The sequence below is a fragment of the Ectopseudomonas guguanensis genome, from assembly GCF_900104265.1.
Lineage (GTDB): Bacteria > Pseudomonadota > Gammaproteobacteria > Pseudomonadales > Pseudomonadaceae > Aquipseudomonas > Aquipseudomonas guguanensis.
The window spans coordinates 1-17,992 of sequence record NZ_FNJJ01000003.1 but is presented as its reverse complement, the minus strand read 5'-3'; the positions used below and the strand labels follow the sequence as shown (position 1 = coordinate 17,992).

Genomic DNA, 17,992 nt, shown 5'->3' with positions numbered 1-17,992 from the left:
GAGCCAGGCGTTTTGTATACAATCTGATAACAAAAGAGGCACAAGATATGGCCAGAATGAGAGCAATCGAGGCAGCCGTACTGGTGATGCGTCGCGAAGGCGTCGATACCGCGTTCGGCGTCCCCGGCGCTGCCATCAACCCCCTGTATGCCGCCCTGAAGAAACTCGGTGGCATCGATCACGTCCTGGCCCGTCACGTCGAAGGCGCTTCGCACATGGCCGAGGGTTACACCCGCACCAATGCCGGCAATATCGGCGTGTGCATCGGTACCTCCGGCCCGGCCGGCACCGACATGGTCACCGGCCTGTACTCGGCCTCCGCCGACTCCATCCCGATCCTGTGCATCACCGGCCAGGCGCCGCGTGCGCGCATGCACAAGGAAGATTTTCAGGCGGTCGACATCACCAGCATCGTCGGCCCGGTGACCAAGTGGGCCACCACCGTGATGGAGCCCGGCCAGGTGCCGCGCGCCTTCCAGCGTGCCTTCCATGAAATGCGCAGCGGCCGCCCCGGCCCGGTGCTGATCGACCTGCCGTTCGACGTGCAGATGGCCGAGATCGAGTTCGATATCGACGCCTACGAGCCGCTGCCGGTAGCCAAACCGAGCACCAGCCGCGTCCAGGCCGAGAAGGCCATCGCCATGCTCAACGAGGCCGAGCGCCCGCTGCTGGTCGCCGGTGGCGGCATCTTCAACGCCGATGCGGCGGACAAGCTGGTGGAGTTCGCCGAGCTGACCGGCGTGCCGGTGGTGCCGACCCTGATGGGCTGGGGCGCGATCCCCGACGATCACAAGCTGATGGTCGGCATGGTCGGCCTGCAGACTTCGCATCGTTACGGCAACGCCACCCTGCTCGCCTCCGACCTGGTGTTCGGCATCGGCAACCGCTGGGCCAACCGCCACACCGGCTCGGTGGACGTCTACACCGAGGGCCGCAAGTTCATCCACGTCGACATCGAACCGACCCAGATTGGCCGCGTGTTCAACCCGGACCTGGGCATCGTCTCCGACGCCGGCAGTGCGCTGGACGCCTTCCTGGAAGTCGCCCGCGAATGGAAAGCCGCCGGCAAGCTGAAGGACCGCAGCGCCTGGGTCGAAGCCTGCCGCGAGCGCAAGCGCACCCTGCAGCGCAAGACCCACTTCGACAACGTGCCGGCCAAGCCGCAGCGCGTCTACGAGGAAATGAACGAAGCCTTCGGCAAGGACACCTGCTACGTCAGCACCATCGGTCTGTCGCAGATCGCCGGCGCGCAGTTCCTCCACGTGTACAAGCCGCGCCACTGGATCAACTGCGGCCAGGCCGGCCCGCTGGGCTGGACCATTCCGGCGGCCCTCGGCGTGGTCAAGGCCGACCCGACCCGCAACGTGGTGGCGCTGTCCGGCGACTACGACTTCCAGTTCATGATCGAGGAGCTGGCCGTCGGCGCGCAGTTCAACCTGCCGTACATCCACGTGCTGGTGAACAACTCCTACCTGGGCCTGATCCGTCAGGCGCAGCGCGGCTTCGACATCGACTACTGCGTGCAGCTGGCGTTCGAGAACATCAATGCGCCGGAGCTGGGCGGTTACGGCGTCGACCACGTCGCCGTGGTCGAGGGCCTGGGCTGCAAGGCGATCCGCGTGTTCGACCCGAACGAGCTGCAGAACGCCTTCGCCGAAGCCAAGCGCCTGATGGCCGAGCACCGCGTGCCGGTGGTGGTCGAGGTGATCCTGGAGCGTGTCACCAACATCTCCATGGGCACCGAAATCAACGCCATCAACGAGTTCGAGGAACTGGCCGAGCGCGGCGTCGACGCCCCGACCGCCATCTCGCTGCTCGACTGATCCGTAGGGTGCGCCCTACGGGCCACAACACCCTACGCAACCGAGGAATTTCTTATGCCCCGTTTTGCTGCCAACCTGTCCATGCTGTTCACCGAAGTGGACTTTCTGGACCGTTTCGCCGCCGCCGCCGAAGCCGGTTTCAGCGGCGTGGAATACCTCTTCCCCTATGACTTCGCGGTGGAAGAGATCAAGGCCCGTCTGGACGCCAACAAGCTGGAACAGGTGCTGTTCAACCTGCCGGCCGGCGACTGGGGCAAGGGCGAGCGCGGCATCGCCTGCCATCCTGATCGCGTCGAGGAATTCCGCGCCGGTGTCGACAAGGCCATCGCCTACGCCAAGGTGCTGGGCAACAAGCAGATCAACTGCCTGGCCGGCATCCGTCCGCAGGGCATGGATTGCGCGACCGTCGAGAAGACCTTCGTCGACAACCTGCGCTATGCCGCCGACAAGCTGGCCGGCGCCGGTATCCGCCTGGTCATGGAAGCCATCAACACCCGCGACATCCCCGGCTTCTACCTCAGCACCACCAAGCAGGCCCTGGACATCCGCAACAAGGTCGGCAGCACCAACCTGTACCTGCAGTACGACATCTACCACATGCAGATCATGGAAGGTGACCTGGCCCGCACGGTTGAGAGCAACCTGGCCGCCATCAACCACGTGCAGCTGGCAGACAACCCGGGCCGCAACGAGCCGGGCACCGGCGAGATCAACTACCGCTTCCTCTTCGAGCACCTGGATCGCATCGGCTACCAGGGCTGGATCGGCTGTGAATACAAGCCGGCAACCACCACCGCTGCCGGCCTCGGCTGGATGAAAGCGCACAACGCAATCTGAGGAGACTCATCTCATGGCAAAAATCGGATTTATCGGCACCGGCATCATGGGCAAGCCCATGGCGCAGAACCTGCAGAAGGCCGGCCACACCCTGTTCTTCTCCGAGCACTTCGACAAGGCCCCGGCCGACCTGGTCGGCGACAACGGCATCGCCCTGGCCAACCCGAAGGAAGTGGCCCAGGAAGCCGAATTCATCATCGTCATGGTCCCGGACACCCCGCAGGTCGAAGACGTACTGTTCCGCACCGACGGCGTTGCTGCGGGCGTCGGTGCCGGCAAGGTGGTGATCGACATGAGCTCGATCTCCCCCACCGCGACCAAGGCCTTCGCCGAGAAGATCAAGGCCACCGGCGCCGCCTACCTGGACGCCCCGGTATCCGGCGGCGAAGTCGGTGCCAAGGCCGCCACCCTGTCGATCATGGTCGGCGGCTGCCCGAACGCTTTCGAACGCGCCCTGCCGCTGTTCCAGGCCATGGGCAAGAACATCACCCGCGTTGGCGGCAACGGTGACGGCCAGACCGCCAAGGTGGCCAACCAGATCATCGTCGCGCTGAACATCCAGGCGGTGGCCGAAGCCCTGCTGTTCGCCGCCAAGAACGGCGCCGACCCGGCCAAGGTGCGTGAGGCGCTGATGGGCGGCTTCGCCGGCTCGAAGATCCTCGAAGTGCACGGCGAGCGCATGATCAAGGGCACCTTCGATCCGGGCTTCCGCATCAGCCTGCACCAGAAGGATCTGAACCTGGCGCTGTCCGGCGCCCGTGAGCTGGGCCTGAACCTGCCCAACACCGCCAACGCCCAGCAGGTGTTCAGCACCTGCGCGGCCCTCGGTGGCAGCGGTTGGGACCACTCTGCCCTGATCAAGGGTCTGGAGCATATGGCCAACTTCAATATCCGCGGCGAGTAACAAGGCGGTGCGCGCGGCGCACCCTACGGGGTATCGCGAGCCGTAGGGTGCGCCGTGCGCACCGACCAGCCGGATCGCCCCGGCACCCTTTCGACCTTCCTGGCAGGAGGTGTCACGGCCCGATTGCCAGGTTGGTCGATCCCACTCCCCAGGCGCTGCCAACGCGGCGCCTGCGGACTGGAATCGACCCTGCGTCACCCTGACGGGCATGCCGCGCAGGCACCCCGACTCATCGACTCCTACGCGGCCTGCCCGCCTCGCTACGCGACTCTCAAGCCAAGAACAAGAGAACACCGCCATGACCTTCGACCCGCAACGCCTGCTGCGCGACCTGTTCGCTACCGCCATTGCCGCCGCCCATCCGCGCCAGGTGCTGGCCGACCATCTGCCCGCCGACCGTAGTGGTCGCGTCATCGTCATCGGCGCCGGCAAGGCCGCCGCGGCCATGGCCGAGGTGATCGAGCAGGAGTGGCAGGGCGAGGTCAGCGGCCTGGTGGTGACCCGCTACGAGCACGGCGCCGATTGCAGGAAGATCGAGGTGGTGGAAGCCGCGCACCCGGTGCCGGACGATGCCGGCGAGCGCGTCGCCCGCCGCGTGCTGGAGCTGGTGTCGAATCTGTCCGAAGACGATCGGGTGATTTTCCTGCTTTCCGGCGGCGGCTCCTCGCTGCTGGCGCTGCCGGCCGAAGGCATCAGCCTTAAGGACAAGCAGGCGATCAACAAGGCGCTGCTCAAGTCCGGCGCCACCATCGGCGAGATGAACTGCGTGCGCAAGCACCTCTCGGCGATCAAGGGCGGCCGCCTGGCCAAGGCCTGCTGGCCGGCGACCGTCTACACCTACGCCATCTCCGACGTGCCCGGCGACGAGGCCACGGTGATCGCCTCCGGCCCCACCGTGGGCGACCCGACCACCTCGGCCGAAGCCCTGGCGATTCTCGCTCGCTACGCCATCGACATCCCGGCCAACGTGCGCGCCTGGCTGCAGGACCCGCGCTCGGAAACGGTCAAGCCGGGCGACCCGGTACTCGCCCGTAGCCACTTCCAGCTGATCGCCACCCCGCAGCAGTCGCTCGACGCCGCCGCAGCCAAGGCCGAAGCGGCCGGCCTGCCGGTGCTGATTCTTGGCGACCTGGAAGGCGAGTCGCGCGACGTGGCCAAGGTGCATGCCGGCATCGCTCGCCAGGTGCAGCTGCACGGCCAGCCGATCAAGCCGCCCTGCGTGATCCTCTCCGGCGGCGAAACCACCGTCACCGTGCGCGGCAACGGCCGAGGCGGACGCAACGCCGAATTCCTCCTGAGCCTCACCGAGAGCCTCAAGGGCCTGCCCGGCGTCTACGCGCTGGCCGGCGACACCGACGGCATCGACGGCTCCGAAGACAACGCCGGCGCCATCATGACGCCCTACAGCCATGCCCGTGCCGGCATCAAGGGCCTATCGGCCCGCGACGAACTGGACAACAACAACGGCTACGGCTACTTCGCTGCCCTCGACGAGCTGATCGTCACCGGCCCGACCCGTACCAACGTCAACGATTTCCGCGCCATCCTCATTCTCGAGAGCCCTGCTCAATGAACGCCGACAAGAAAGTAAAGATCCTCGCCACCCTCGGCCCGGCCATCCGCGACGCCGCGCATATCCGCCAGCTGGTGGAAGCCGGGGTCAACCTGTTCCGCCTCAACTTCAGCCATGGCGAACACACCGACCACGCCCAGCGCTACCAGTGGGTGCGCGAGGTGGAGCGCGAGCTGAACCAGCCCATCGGCATCCTTATGGACCTGCAGGGGCCCAAGCTGCGCGTCGGCCGTTTCGCCGAAGGCAAGGTGCAGCTGGTCAATGGTCAGAGCCTGCGCCTGGACCTGGACGCCACGCCCGGCGACGCCAGCCGGGTCAACCTGCCCCACCCGGAAATCATCGAAGCCCTGCAGCCGGGCATGAGCCTGCTGCTGGACGACGGCCGCCTGCGCCTGAAAGTGACCGGCAAGCAGGCCGATGCGGTAGACACCTGCGTCATCGCCGGTGGCGAGCTGTCCGACCGCAAGGGCGTCAACGTGCCCGAGGCGGTGCTGCAGCTGTCGCCGCTGACCGAAAAGGATCGTCGCGATCTGGCCTTCGGCCTGGAGCTGGGCGTGGACTGGGTGGCGCTGTCCTTCGTACAGCGCCCCGAGGACATCGTCGAAGCCCGCGAGCTGATTGGCGGCAAGGCCTTCCTGATGGCCAAGATCGAGAAGCCCTCGGCGGTGATTCACCTGGAAGAAATCGCCAAGCTGTGCGACGCCATCATGGTGGCGCGCGGCGATCTGGGCGTGGAAGTGCCGGCCGAGAACGTACCGCGCATCCAGAAGGACATCGTGCGCACCTGCCGCCAACTGGGCCGCCCGGTGGTGGTCGCCACGCAGATGCTGGAATCCATGCGCTTCTCTCCGGCGCCGACCCGCGCCGAAGTCACCGACGTGGCCAACGCCGTGGCCGAAGGCGCCGATGCGGTGATGCTGTCGGCCGAGACCGCCTCCGGCGACTACCCGCTGGAAACCGTGCAGATGATGAGCAAGATCATCCGCCAGGTGGAGAACGGCCCGGACTACCAGAGCCAGCTCGACGTCGGTCGCCCGCAGGCCGAGGCCACCGCCAGCGACGCCATCAGCTGCGCCATCCGCCGTATCAGCTCGATCCTGCCGGTGGCGGCATTGGTCAACTACACGGAATCCGGCAGCTCCAGCCTGCGTGCCTCGCGTGAACGACCCAAGGCGCCGATCTTGAGCCTGACGCCGAGTCTGACCACTGCCCGCCGCCTGACCGTGGCCTGGGGCATCTACTCGGTGGTCAACGAGCGCCTGCGCCGGGTCGAGGAAGTCACCAGCACCGCGCTGGAGATTGCCCAGGCCCAGGGCATGGCCAGGCGCGGCGAAACCGTGGTGATCACCGCCGGCGAACCCTTCGGCCAGCCCGGCAGCACCAACAGCCTGAGGATCGAAACGCTGCATTGACTCGCCCCGTAGCCCGGATGAAATCCGGGGAATGCTCGACTGCTGCTTCCCGGCTTTCATCCGGGCTACGCGCTGTATTGATTCGTAGGGTGCCGCGGGGCCGCCTAGGCCGTGCGCACCTTGCGACCAGTTGGCGGTGCGCACGGCGCACCCTACACGACTCCTCCAGGCGACACGGACAGCTCCCCTCTCCCATTTATGGGAGAGGGGCTGGGGGAGAGGGCTCTCTTGGCATATACATCATGCCCCGACTACCAACCTCACACCCTGCCCTGCAAAGCCTGCGCGCCCTGCTCTGCGGCTTCGCCCAGATCTTCCTGCAACAGAGCCCCGGCTGCGGCGCACTGGTGCTGCTCGCCATTCTGATCGGCGCACCCGAGCTGCTGCCCGGTGCCCTGCTCGGCGGCCTGACCTCGATGTGGGTGGCCCAACGCCGCGGTTACCCGCCTACCGATATCGCCATCGGCCTGTACGGCTACAACGGCGTCCTGCTCGGTCTGCTGCTGAGCCTGAAGCTACCGTGGACGCCGCTGCTGCCCGTGCTGATCGTCGCCAGCGCCACCCTGTCCAGCCTGCTGCTGGCACCCTGGATGCGGCGCATGCGCCAGCATGGCTGGCTGCCCGCCTTCACCTTTCCCTTCGTGCTGCTGGGTTGGCTGCTGCTGGCACTGCTCGCTCAGCTGGAGCTGTCAGCTGCACCGCCAGCCAACGCGCCCGACGCGCCGGCGCTGAGCCTCCTGCAGCTGATACTCGCCGTGCTGCGCGGCCTCGGTCAGGTGATCTTCCTCGACTCGCCACTGGCCGGCCTGTGCCTGCTGTTCGGCTTGCGCCTGGCCGATGGCCGCATGGCGCTGTGGGCGCTGCTGGGTTCCAGCGGCGGCTTCGCCCTGGCGCTCTTCTCCGGCTGGCCCGGCGTGGGTGCGCTGGCCGGTCTCTACGGCTACAACGCCACTCTGGCGGCCATTGCCCTGGCCCAGGTACACCGCAACCTCTGGGTGCCCGCCCTCGGCATCCTGCTCGCCCTGCTGCTGCAGCCCGGTTTCAGCGCCCTAGGCCTGCCGGCCCTGACCATGCCGTTCATCCTCGCCTGCTGGCTGATCAGAGCCGGCGCGCAGAGCTGGCAGCAGGCAGTCAGAAACAGCGCAGCGCCCTGACGCCCGGCCCCTCTTCCCGCTCGTAAAGAGTGAACTCCCGCCTCGTTTGGCGGGCTAATTCATATCTGCTGCAACGAGCGATACCCATGCCCGACGTTGTCCTTTGCCCTGCCATCGCCGTTTCGCCTGTTGTCAGGTTTTGTCGAGGGGCGCGCCGATGAGCCTGGCGCCTGGCGACATCGAACTACCGGCCGACCTGCGCTATGTCGACGACAGCATGCCGGGCATCAGCCGCCGCAAGCTGCGCGGCAAGTTCTGCTACTTCGACACGCAGGGCCAGCGCATCCGCGACCCCAAGGAGGTGGCTCGCATCAATGCCCTGGCAGTGCCGCCCGCCTACACCGATGTCTGGATCTGCCCACTGGCCAACGGTCATCTGCAGGCAACCGGCCGCGATGCCCGCGGGCGCAAGCAATACCGTTACCACGCCCGCTGGCGCGAAATCCGCGATGCGGACAAGTACGCCAGCCTGCTGGCATTCGGCAAAGCCCTGCCAGCGCTGCGCGAAGCGCTGCAGCAGCACCTGAACCTGCGCGAACATCGCCGCGAGAAGGTGCTGGCGACCGTGATCATGCTGCTGGACAACACCCTGATCCGGGTCGGCAACGCCCGCTACGCGCGGGACAATCGCTCCTATGGGCTGACTACCCTGCGCAACCGTCACGTCGAGGTGCAAGGCAACACCATACGCTTTCACTTTCGCGGCAAGAGCGGCATCGAGCATGAGGTGCAGGTCAACGATCGACGCCTGGCGCGTATCATCCAGCGCTGTCTGGAACTGCCCGGGCAACACCTGTTCCAGTATCTGGACGAGCATGGCGAGCGTCGCGCGGTGACCTCCACCGATATCAACGAGTACCTGCGTGAACTCACCGGCGCCGACTTCACCGCCAAGCACTACCGCACCTGGGCCGGCAGCGCGCTGGCCCTGACGCTATTGCGCGAGCTCGAATGGCAGCCGGAAAGCGCAGCCAAGAAGCATGTGGTGGCCATGGTCAAGGAGGTGGCGCAGCAGCTGCGCAATACGCCGGCGGTCTGCCGCAAGTGCTACATCCATCCGGCCCTGATCGACGCCTTCCTCGCTGGCGAGCTGGCCGGCATCCGCCTGGCGACATCGCGCAAGGGCCTGCGCGCCGAAGAAAGCCTGCTGATGCGCTTTCTGGAAAAACTGCCGCCCGCCTGAGCCTGATACCGGACGCAGAGCGTCCGAGGGTCACGTTGCCACGTTCAACCAGACATGCAGGGTTCTGTAGGAGCGGCTTCAGCCGCGATCACCTTGCACCGCATGACGCCTGGTCGCGCTGAGCTGCGTTCCCATGCAGAGCGTGCCAACGATCCTGACAGCGATTCGCGGCTGAAGCCGCTCCTACAGAGGCGGCACATTGGCGCTCTGCCGCCGCGATCACTCCCCGGCGCCAGTATCCGCAGCCTGCGCGCCTCCCGCCTGCCAGCCACCGCCCAGCGCCACGTACAACGCCACCTGCGCGGTCGCCAGTGCGGTGCGACCTTCCAATGCCCGCTGCCGCGCCTGCAGTGCGCCGCGCTGGGCGTCCAGCACCTCACTCAGGTTCGCCTCGCCCAGTTCGTAGCTGCGCTGCGCCAGCCGATGCGCGCGCTCGCGGTGCGCGCGGGTACGGCTGAGGGCGGCGTGCCGACGTTGCTGGCCGGCGATGCGTGTCAGGCCGCGTTCGACCTCCTCCAGCGCGCGGGCCAGGGCCTGCTCGAAGGCGATGTAGGCGCCCTCGCCCTCGGCATCGGCCAGTTCGATGGCGGCGCCACGGTTTGCATAGTCCAGCAGCGGCAGGCCGAAGGTGGCGCCGACCCGGGCGAAGTTCGACGCGCTGGAAATGGCGTCGCCCAACGCGAAGCCGGAGCGCCCCACGGCGGCCTGCACCGCCAGTTTCGGGAACAGGTCGCGGCGGGCGGCCAGTGCCTGCAGTTCGGCAGCATCCAGCCGCGCCGCCTCGGCGATCAGGTCCGGGCGGCGGCGCAGCAGGTCGATGGGCTGACCGGCGGCGATAGGCTGTTCGGCCAGCGGCACCGCCGTACTGGCGGCGAGCTGGGCGGCGCTACTGCCCGGCGGCTCGGCGAGCAGGGTATCCAGTGCCAGCTGCGCTTCGGCCAGGTGGATGTCCAGCTCGTCCAGATCGGCTTCCAGCGATGCGCGTTCGGCGGAGGTGGCCTCGACGTCCAGCCGGGTCACTTCGCCGGCGTGAAACAGCAGCCCGGCGATGCGCTCCAGTTCGCGGGCCACTTCGATGCCTTCGACCAAGAGCGCGCGCTGCCCCTGCAGCGCGCGCAGCTGCAGGTAGCCCTGCGCGGTGTTGGCGGCCACAGCCAGGCGCGCGGCCACCGTCTGCGCCTCGGCCGAACGCAGTTGCTGGGCGGCGCTGTCGCGTCGGGCGCGGGTGGCGCCGAACAGGTCCAGTTCCCAGGTCGCCTGCAGCGCCAGTTCCCAGCTGTCGAAGGCGATCGGGTCGTCATCCGGGATGAAGTCGGCCAGCGGGCTGCCGGGTTCGGCGTCCTGGTCGTTCTCGATCCACTGGCGGCTGGCCGAGCCCGGCAGGTCGAAGCTCGGCAGCAGGCCGGCGCGCGACTGGCGCAGCTGCGCACGGGCGCTGTCGACCCGCGCCATGGCCAGGCGTACATCGTGATTCTGCTGCATGGCACGGTGGACCAGCGCGGTGAGCTGCGGGTCGTCGAACTGGCGCCACCAGCTGGCCAGCGACTCGGCGTCGGCCGGGTGGGCGCCGGCGGCGCTGAACCAGGTATCCGGCAATTGCGGCGCCGGGTGCTGTGGTGCGCTGGAGCAGGCGCTCAGGGCCAGGGCGAGCAGCAGCGGAGCGGCCAGGGCCTTGGCAGTCATTCGGTTTCCTCCGGGCGCACTTTCATCAGCAGCAGGTACAGGCAGGGCACGGCCAGCAGGGTCAGCAGCGTGGCGAAGCCCAGGCCGCCCATGATGGTCACCGCCATGTTGGCGAAGAACGGGTCGAACAGCAGCGGCACCATGCCCAGCACCGTGGTGCCGGCGGCCATCGTCACCGGGCGCAGACGCGAGGCCGAGGCCTCGATGATGGCGGTCAGGCGCGGCACCTCGGCGGCGATCTGCCGGTCGATCTCGTCCACCAGCACCACGGCGTTCTTGATCAGCATGCCGGTCAGGCTGAGCAGGCCAAGCAGCGCCATGAAGCCGAAGGCCTGGCCGGTGAGCAGCAGGCCAAAACTCACGCCGCAGATGGCCATGGGCACCACCGCCCAGATCATCAGCGGCTGGCGCACCCTGGCGAACAGCAGCACGGTGACCAGCACCATCGCCAGATAGGGCACCGCCAGCGTGCTGGCCAGCGCCTGCTGGGCATCGGAGGACTGTTCGTAGTCGCCGCCCCATTTCAGGCTGTAGTTGACCGGCAGTTCGATGCCCTCGATCAGCGGACGGATGCGCTCATGCGCCTCGTTGGTATTCTCGCCGTCGCGCGGTTCGGCGCGGATGGAGATGGTGCGCTCGCGGTCGTAGCGCACGATGATGCCGTCCTCGCTGCTCGGTTCGATGCGGTCGGCGACCTGCGCCAGCGGCACGTAACCGTTGCCGGCCGGGCTCCAGATCAGCCGTTGCAGCAGGTTGTCGGCGTCGATGCGGTCATCCGGTGCGGCGCGCAGCAGCACCGGGATCAGCTCGTCGCGTTCGCGCAGCAGGCTGACGCGCTGGCCCTCGCTGCCGGCGGCCAGTGCGCGCGCCACCGCCTGGCGGGTCAGTCCGGCATCGGCGAGGCGATCCAGCGCCAGCTGCGGGCGCAGCACCAGCACCGGCTGACGCCAGTCGTCGCGCACGTTGAGCACCTGGCCCTGCTCCTGCAGGCGCTTGCGCCCCTCGGCGGATATCTCGCGCAGCACCTCGATGTCCGGGCCGCTGATGCGCGCCTCCAGCTTGGCCTCGGCATTGGGGCCGAACATGAACTGGGCGGCGCTGACGTCCGCCGATGGATAGCGCTGCGGCAACTCCTGATTTATCTGCCGGACCAGGCCGTCGATCCGCTCGGCATCCTCGGTGCGCACGAGAAAGTGCATCAGCGAGGCATTCGGCTGCTCCGGCATGTAGGTGAGCATGAAGCGCGAGGCCCCGGCGCCGATGAAACTCGACACATCGCTCACGCCGTCCTGCTCGGCCAGGTACTGCCCGACCTCGCTGGCAGCGCGCGCGGTGTCGCGGATATGCGTGCCCTGCGGCAGGAACAGGTTGACGTAGAACAGCGGCGTGCTCGACGGCGGGAAGAAGCTCTGCGGCAGGCGGGTGAAGATCACCGCACTGATCACCGTCAGCACCAGCAGCGCGCCGATGGTCAGCTTCGGCCGGTGCAGCACGCCTGTAGCCAGCCGGCGATAGCGCGCGTACCAGGGGCCGTCGTATGCGGCATCGGCCTCCTCGTCGGTGCCGGCGTTGCGCAGCAGGTAATGGCCGAACAGCGGTACCAGCAGCAGGGCCAGCAACCAGCTGAGCAGCAGCGACACGGCGATGACGAAGAACAGCGAGAAGAGGAACTCGCCGGTGGTGTCCTGGGACAGGCCGATGCCGGCGAAGGCCAGGATGCCGATGATGGTCGCCCCCAGCAGTGGCCACTGCGTCTGTTGCAGCGTCTGCTGCGACGCCTCGAGAATGCTCTTGCCCTGGCGCTGACGCACCAGCATGCCGTCGCAGACCACCACCGCGTTGTCCACCAGCATGCCCATGGCGATGATCAGCGCGCCGAGGGAAATCCGCTCCAGCTCGATGCCGGCCAGCCACATCACCAGCAACGTGCCGAGCACGGTGAGAAACAGCACCGCGCCGATGATCACCCCGGCGCGCAGGCCCATGGCAATGCACAGCACGCCGACCACGATGGCCACCGAGAGAAACACGTTGAGGGCGAAGCTGTTCACCGACTCGTCGACGATGCGGTGCTGCTCGTACAGCGGGTGCAGCTCGGCGCCCAGCGGCATGCGGTGCTCAACGGTCCGCAGCACCGCCTCGACGCTGTGCCCGACCTCGACGATGTTCGCCCCGGACACCCCGCTGATGCCCAGCGTCAGCGCCGGCTGGCCGTTATGGCGGATGATCTGCTGCGGCCGCTCGGCATAGTCGCGCGAGAGCTTGGCGATGGCGCCCAGCTCGACCCGCTGCGGGCCCTGGCCGACCGACAGCGCGCGCAGCTCCTCCAGGGAATCGAACGCCCCGCTGGGGCGCAGGCGCACGAAGAAATCGCCGGCATTGACGCCGCCGGCCTCCACCGCGGCGTCGGTATCGCCCAGAGCTGCGGCGATCTCGTCGGGGGCGATGTTCATCGCCGCCAGTTGCGCCTGATCAACCTCCACCAGGATGCGTTCCTCCTGCACGCCGGCGATCTCCACCTTGCCGACGCCGTCGGCGGTGAGCAGCGCGCGGCGCAAGTCCTTGGCCGTTTCGTGCAGTTCCTTGAGCGTCAGACCGTCGCCGGTCAGGGCGTAGAAGATGCCGTAGACATCACCGAAATCGTCGTTGACCTGCGGCGGCTCGATGCCCGGCGGCAGGTCGCCCTGGGCATCGTTGATCTTGTTGCGCAGCTCGTCCCAGATCTGCGGCAGCGCATCACCGTCGTAGCGGTCCTGCATCTCCACGCGGATCTCGGCGATGCCCGGCATCGAGCGCGAGCGAATCTCCTTGATCTGCGACATCTGCTGGATGGCGCTTTCCAGCGGCTCGGTCACCTGCTGCTCGACCTCCAGCGCCGTGGCGCCGGGGTACTGCACGTTGACGATGGCCTGCTTGATGGTGAATTCGGGGTCTTCGAGGCGGCCGATCTCGAAGAAGGCGAGGATGCCGCCGAGCAGGCAGGTGAGCACCAGAATCCAGATATTGACCGGCCGAGTGATGGCGTAACGGGCGAAATCCATCGGCTCAGTTCCGCTCCCGCGCTTCGATCGCCTGGTCCTCGTGCAGCTTGCTGCCGCCGGCGACGATGATCGGCAGCTGCGCCTGCAGACCCTCGCCGCGGATCAGCGCCTTATCGCCCTCGACCTGCTGCAACTGCACCGCCAGCCGCCGCGCGCGGCCCTCGTCGGCCTGCCAGATGAAGTGCTTGCCGTCGCTGCCGGTCTGCAGCGCCGACAGCGGCAGGCGAAAGCCCTCCTCCTCTGTCTGTGGCTGTGCGGGGCGCTGCAGGCTGACGCGCATGGCCATGCCCGGCAGCAGGTTGTAGTCCTCGGGCGGCTCGCCCTGCAGCACCAGCCGGTAGGTGCGCGCACCTTCGCGCGGCTGGGTGCTGTGCTCCTTGTAGCGCAGCGGCAGGCGCAGGTCGGCGATCACCAGCTGCGCTTCGGCCTCGAGCTCGGGGCCGAGCGGAATGCTCAGCGCGGCGCTTTCCGGCAGATCGACGCTGACCTCGATCTGGCGGTTGTCCTGCATCTCAAACACCGGCGCGCCGACCGCCACCACCATGTCCGGCTCGGCCAGGCGGCGCGCCACCACGCCATCGAACGGCGCGCTCAGGGTGCTGTGGTCGATATCGCGCTGGGCGCTGTCGCGTGCCACCCGCGCGGCCACGGTGTTGGCCTCCAGCGCCTCGATGGCGGCAGGGGCGAGAATGCCTTCGGCAAGCAGCGTGCGCTTGCGCGCCAGATCCGCCTCCAGCTGACGCAGGCGCGCCTCGGCTTCACGCAGCTGCAGGCGGTAGTCGGTGCGATCCAGCTCGGCCAGCGGCTGACCGCGCCTGACGCGGGCGCCCTCATCGATCAGGATGCGCTCGATGCGCCCGGCCACCTCGAACGACAGCTGGGTGGTGGTCACGCTCTGCACCACCCCAGAGAAACGCAGCGCCTCGGCCTGCGGCGCGGCGGGCTGCAGCGGCTCGACCAGCGCCACCCGCGGCGGCTCGGGTGCCGGCTCGGCCTCGGAAGAACAGCCGCCGAGCAGCGGCAGCGCACAGGCGATGATCATCAACCAGGACTTGGGCAAGCGGGATGCTGGTGTTGACGTCATCGGGACTCCTGTCTGATTGGTTTGCGACCACGAGTTCGGGTCGCCGGGACAGACAGTAGAGCCCCCTTGTCGCGCAGGAGTTCGGCTGCAAATTTTGGCCAATGGGGTGACTGGGCGGTCGATCCTGACTGCATTTACCCAATGCGCGGACCCACAGCAGGCTGAACGCCAATCGAGGCACTGCTCGACGGCATGCCCTGCTGCTCGTTTTCAGTTAAGGAAACTCTGAAAAAGCCATTGGTCGTCACTCCCGCTAAGGCGGGAGCCTAGGGACTACGCAGGATCTGGATTCCCGCCTGCGCGGGAATGACGGTTATTTCAGAGTTTTCTTAAAGGCCGAGCGCTCGCTCAGTAACCGACTAGCGCTGGAAAACTCTCGAGCCGGACGCACATGGCCTGGGCATCGAGCATCGAGCAGTACCTCTTACTTGCCCTGACTACGCACTCCTGCCTAGGCTTGCCCCTCGCCTTACTAGGAGAGTCACGCCGTGGACAAAGGCCAGACCTGGCGCCAGCGCCTCTACATCATCATCTTCGAAACCAGCACACCGGCCGCGCAGCGCTTCGACAACTGGCTGCTGGTGACCATTCTCGCCAGCCTGGTGGTGGTGATGCTCGACAGCGTCGAACACTTCCATAGCCGTTACGCCGAGGTATTCAAAGCACTGGAATGGTTCTTCACCGTGCTTTTCGCGATCGAGTACGGCTTGCGTCTGTATATATCGCCCAAGCCCATGCGCTATGCCTTCAGTTTCTTCGGCCTGGTGGATCTGCTGGCGGTGCTGCCTGCCATCCTGGCGCTGATGTTCGCCGATGCGCAGTACCTGATGATCGTTCGCGCCATACGCCTGATCCGCGTCTTCCGCGTGCTCAAGCTGCGTCAGTATCTGTCCCAGGCGAATTTCCTGCTGGTGGCGCTGCGCGGCAGCAAGCAGAAGATCATCGTCTTTCTGGTCAGCGTTTCGACCCTGGTCACGGTATATGGCGCGCTGATGTACGTGATCGAAGGCCCGGCCAACGGCTTCACCAGCATACCGATCAGTATCTACTGGGCGGTGGTGACGCTGACCACCGTGGGCTTCGGTGACATCACGCCGCAAACGCCCATCGGTCAGATGCTGGCCACGCTGGTGATGATCACCGGCTACTCGATCATCGCCGTGCCGACCGGCATCTTCACCGCCGAACTGGCCAATGCCATGCGGCTGGAGGGGCAGATGGAGCATGACTGCCCGCATTGCCGGAAAAAGCTACATGAATACAACGCGTCATTTTGCAGTCGTTGCGGAGGACCGCTGTTTGGCAGGCCGGCGGCGTCCGCATCGCCAGCACGAAGCGCACCTGAAACAGACTGAAGCAAAACCGAACGGCCATCGCGTGGTCATAAAGTCGCCCTGTGGGCTATAAAGCCCGACTTTTTTAATAATAAGGAAGCGCGCGATGGCCGTTACCACCAATGAATCCACGGCGCCTGCCAAGGCCGCCTGGATTGGCCTGATTCTAGGCCCATTGTTACTGCTCGTTTGCCTGGTCACTGAGCCGCCAGGCGAGCTTTCCAGCGCTGCCTGGGCCACCATCGGCCTGACCCTGCTGATGGCCACCTGGTGGTCCACCGAGGCCATTCCGATTCCTGCCACCTCGCTGCTGCCGATCCTGCTGATACCGGCACTGGGTATCGACAGTCTCAATGCCGCCACCGCGCCTTACGCCAATCCGACCATCTACCTGTTCCTCGGCGGCTTCATCCTCGGCCTGGCCATGGAGCGCTGGAATCTGCACAAGCGCATCGCCCTGATGACGCTGCTGGCCATGGGCAGCAAGCCGAGCAAGCAGATCGCCGGTTTCATGATGGCCACCGCCTTTCTCAGCATGTGGGTGAGCAATACCGCCACCACCATCATGATGCTGCCCATCGGTCTGTCGGTGATCGCCATGCTCACCGACGAGAAGAGCACGGGCGATGCCGACCGTGAGCGCTTCGCCACCGCCCTGCTGCTGGCCATCGCCTACGCTGCCAGCGTCGGCGGTATCGCCACGCTGATCGGTACGCCGCCCAATGCCCTGTTGGCGGCCTTCCTCGCCGACAACTACGAGGTGCAGATCGGCTTCGGCCAGTGGATGCTGCTGGGCGTGCCGGTGGCGGTGATCATGCTGGCGTTCATCTGGTGGTGGCTGACTCGCGGCGGTTTCAATCTGGCCGGGCATGACAGCACACAGTTGATTCGCAGCGAGCTGGCCGAACTCGGCCCGCTGAGTCGCGGCGAGAAGCTGGTTGCGCTGGTGTTCGTGGTTACCGCGCTGGCCTGGGTGTTCCAGCCGCTGATCGCAGACTGGGTGCCCGGTGTCAACGACACCAGCATCGCCATCGCCGCAGCGCTGGCGCTGTTCATCATCCCGGTGGACGTCAAGGAGCGTGTGTTCCTGATGAACTGGGAAAGCGCCAGCAAGCTGCCCTGGGGTGTCCTGCTGCTGTTCGGGGGCGGGCTGTCGTTGGCCGGGGTGATTCGCAGCACCGGCCTGGCCGAGTGGATCGCACAAAGCCTCGGTGCCCTTGGCGCGCTGCCGGTGATCGCGATGATCGGCGTGGTGGTGCTGGTGATCATCTTCCTCACCGAAGTCACCTCCAACACCGCTACCGCCGCCGCCTTCCTGCCGCTGCTGGGCGCGCTGGCGGTGTCGCAGGGCATGCCGGCCGAACTGCTGGCGATTCCTGCTGCCATCGCTGCCAGCTGCGCCTTCATGATGCCGGTGGCGACGCCGCCCAATGCCATCGTGTTCGGCACCGGGCATATGAAGATACAGTCGATGATCAGGGCGGGCTTCGCCCTCAACCTGTTCGGCGTGGTGCTGGTGACGGTGATCTGCTACCTGCTGGTGGGCCTGATCTGGGCGCATTGAGCCTGGATCGCAGCCACAAAAAAGGCTCTTCGCATTCTCGCGGGGAAGATACGCTTGACACCGGACTGGCAATAACGTGTTAGCTGTCGATGACTTGGCACTATCCCTTAGCGTGTCGTCTGATCTGATGGGTTTCGCCCCTTACGGGCGACTCACTTTCTTTGCTTGTGCAAAGAAAGTAAGCAAAGAAACACACCCCTGCATCCGGCCCCGGCTACGCCGGGGTTCCCTCGCTCCATCACCGTTCCAGGGGCACGCTGCGAAGGGCCATCCATGGCCCATCGCAGCTCTCGCGACATCCATGTCGCTCAACCCCTTCCACGGTGATTCCACTCGGCCTCCTGAAGGGGACTTGGGTGTCGTCTGCGAGATCGCGCTTCAAGAGCAAAAGCCAAACGCT

General features: G+C 66.6%; 12 protein-coding genes. 9 read left to right on the top strand and 3 right to left on the bottom strand.

The window, feature by feature from the left end; genetic code table 11:
- The first annotated feature begins 47 nt into the window (after positions 1-47).
- The 7 genes from gcl to BLS61_RS04775 all read left to right on the top strand — a co-directional run bounded on the left by gcl (position 48) and on the right by BLS61_RS04775 (position 8,886).
- Positions 48-1,823, top strand: a complete 1,776-nt coding sequence (gene gcl, locus BLS61_RS04805; protein ID WP_090428120.1) for a glyoxylate carboligase — start codon at positions 48-50, stop codon at positions 1,821-1,823.
- 54 nt (positions 1,824-1,877) lie between these two features.
- Complete coding sequence (gene hyi / locus BLS61_RS04800) at positions 1,878-2,660, top strand: hydroxypyruvate isomerase (protein ID WP_090428116.1); 783 nt, start codon at positions 1,878-1,880, stop codon at positions 2,658-2,660.
- Between the two features lie 13 nt (positions 2,661-2,673).
- Positions 2,674-3,564, top strand: coding sequence for a 2-hydroxy-3-oxopropionate reductase (locus tag BLS61_RS04795; protein WP_012018984.1), 891 nt, complete (start codon positions 2,674-2,676; stop codon positions 3,562-3,564).
- Positions 3,565-3,862: 298 nt separating this feature from the next.
- A complete protein-coding gene (locus BLS61_RS04790) occupies positions 3,863-5,137 on the top strand; it encodes a glycerate kinase type-2 family protein (RefSeq protein ID WP_090428113.1) in 1,275 nt (424 codons plus the stop codon).
- Complete coding sequence (gene pyk / locus BLS61_RS04785; RefSeq protein WP_090428108.1) at positions 5,134-6,549, top strand: pyruvate kinase; 1,416 nt, start codon at positions 5,134-5,136, stop codon at positions 6,547-6,549. The genes BLS61_RS04790 and pyk overlap by 4 nt, the downstream gene beginning before the upstream one ends.
- 242 nt (positions 6,550-6,791) lie before the next feature.
- Complete coding sequence (locus BLS61_RS04780) at positions 6,792-7,703, top strand: urea transporter (protein WP_090428105.1); 912 nt, start codon at positions 6,792-6,794, stop codon at positions 7,701-7,703.
- Between the two features lie 157 nt (positions 7,704-7,860).
- Positions 7,861-8,886: a DNA topoisomerase IB gene (locus BLS61_RS04775; RefSeq protein WP_012018988.1), complete on the top strand. Its 1,026-nt coding sequence runs from the start codon at positions 7,861-7,863 to the stop codon at positions 8,884-8,886.
- Positions 8,887-9,105: 219 nt separating this feature from the next.
- Here the strand turns inward: BLS61_RS04775 and BLS61_RS04770 are convergent, their stop codons facing one another.
- Genes BLS61_RS04770 through BLS61_RS04760 form a run of 3 tightly spaced genes read right to left on the bottom strand, consistent with a single transcriptional unit; the run spans position 9,106 to position 14,694 of the window.
- Positions 9,106-10,569 carry an efflux transporter outer membrane subunit gene (locus BLS61_RS04770; RefSeq protein WP_090428102.1) on the bottom strand — a complete coding sequence of 488 codons (1,464 nt, stop codon included), beginning with the start codon at positions 10,567-10,569 and terminating at the stop codon, positions 9,106-9,108.
- Positions 10,566-13,610 carry an efflux RND transporter permease subunit gene (locus tag BLS61_RS04765; RefSeq protein ID WP_090428099.1) on the bottom strand — a complete coding sequence of 1,015 codons (3,045 nt, stop codon included), beginning with the start codon at positions 13,608-13,610 and terminating at the stop codon, positions 10,566-10,568. Before BLS61_RS04765 ends, BLS61_RS04770 begins: the two co-directional genes overlap by 4 nt.
- A gap of 4 nt (positions 13,611-13,614) precedes the next feature.
- Complete coding sequence (locus BLS61_RS04760; RefSeq protein WP_090428093.1) at positions 13,615-14,694, bottom strand: efflux RND transporter periplasmic adaptor subunit; 1,080 nt, start codon at positions 14,692-14,694, stop codon at positions 13,615-13,617.
- A 488-nt stretch (positions 14,695-15,182) separates the two neighbouring features.
- Between BLS61_RS04760 and BLS61_RS04755 the strand changes: the two genes are divergently transcribed.
- Positions 15,183-16,049 carry an ion transporter gene (locus BLS61_RS04755; protein WP_090428090.1) on the top strand — a complete coding sequence of 289 codons (867 nt, stop codon included), beginning with the start codon at positions 15,183-15,185 and terminating at the stop codon, positions 16,047-16,049.
- Positions 16,050-16,134: 85 nt separating this feature from the next.
- Complete coding sequence (locus BLS61_RS04750; protein ID WP_090428087.1) at positions 16,135-17,592, top strand: SLC13 family permease; 1,458 nt, start codon at positions 16,135-16,137, stop codon at positions 17,590-17,592.
- The last annotated feature ends 400 nt before the right edge of the window (positions 17,593-17,992 follow it).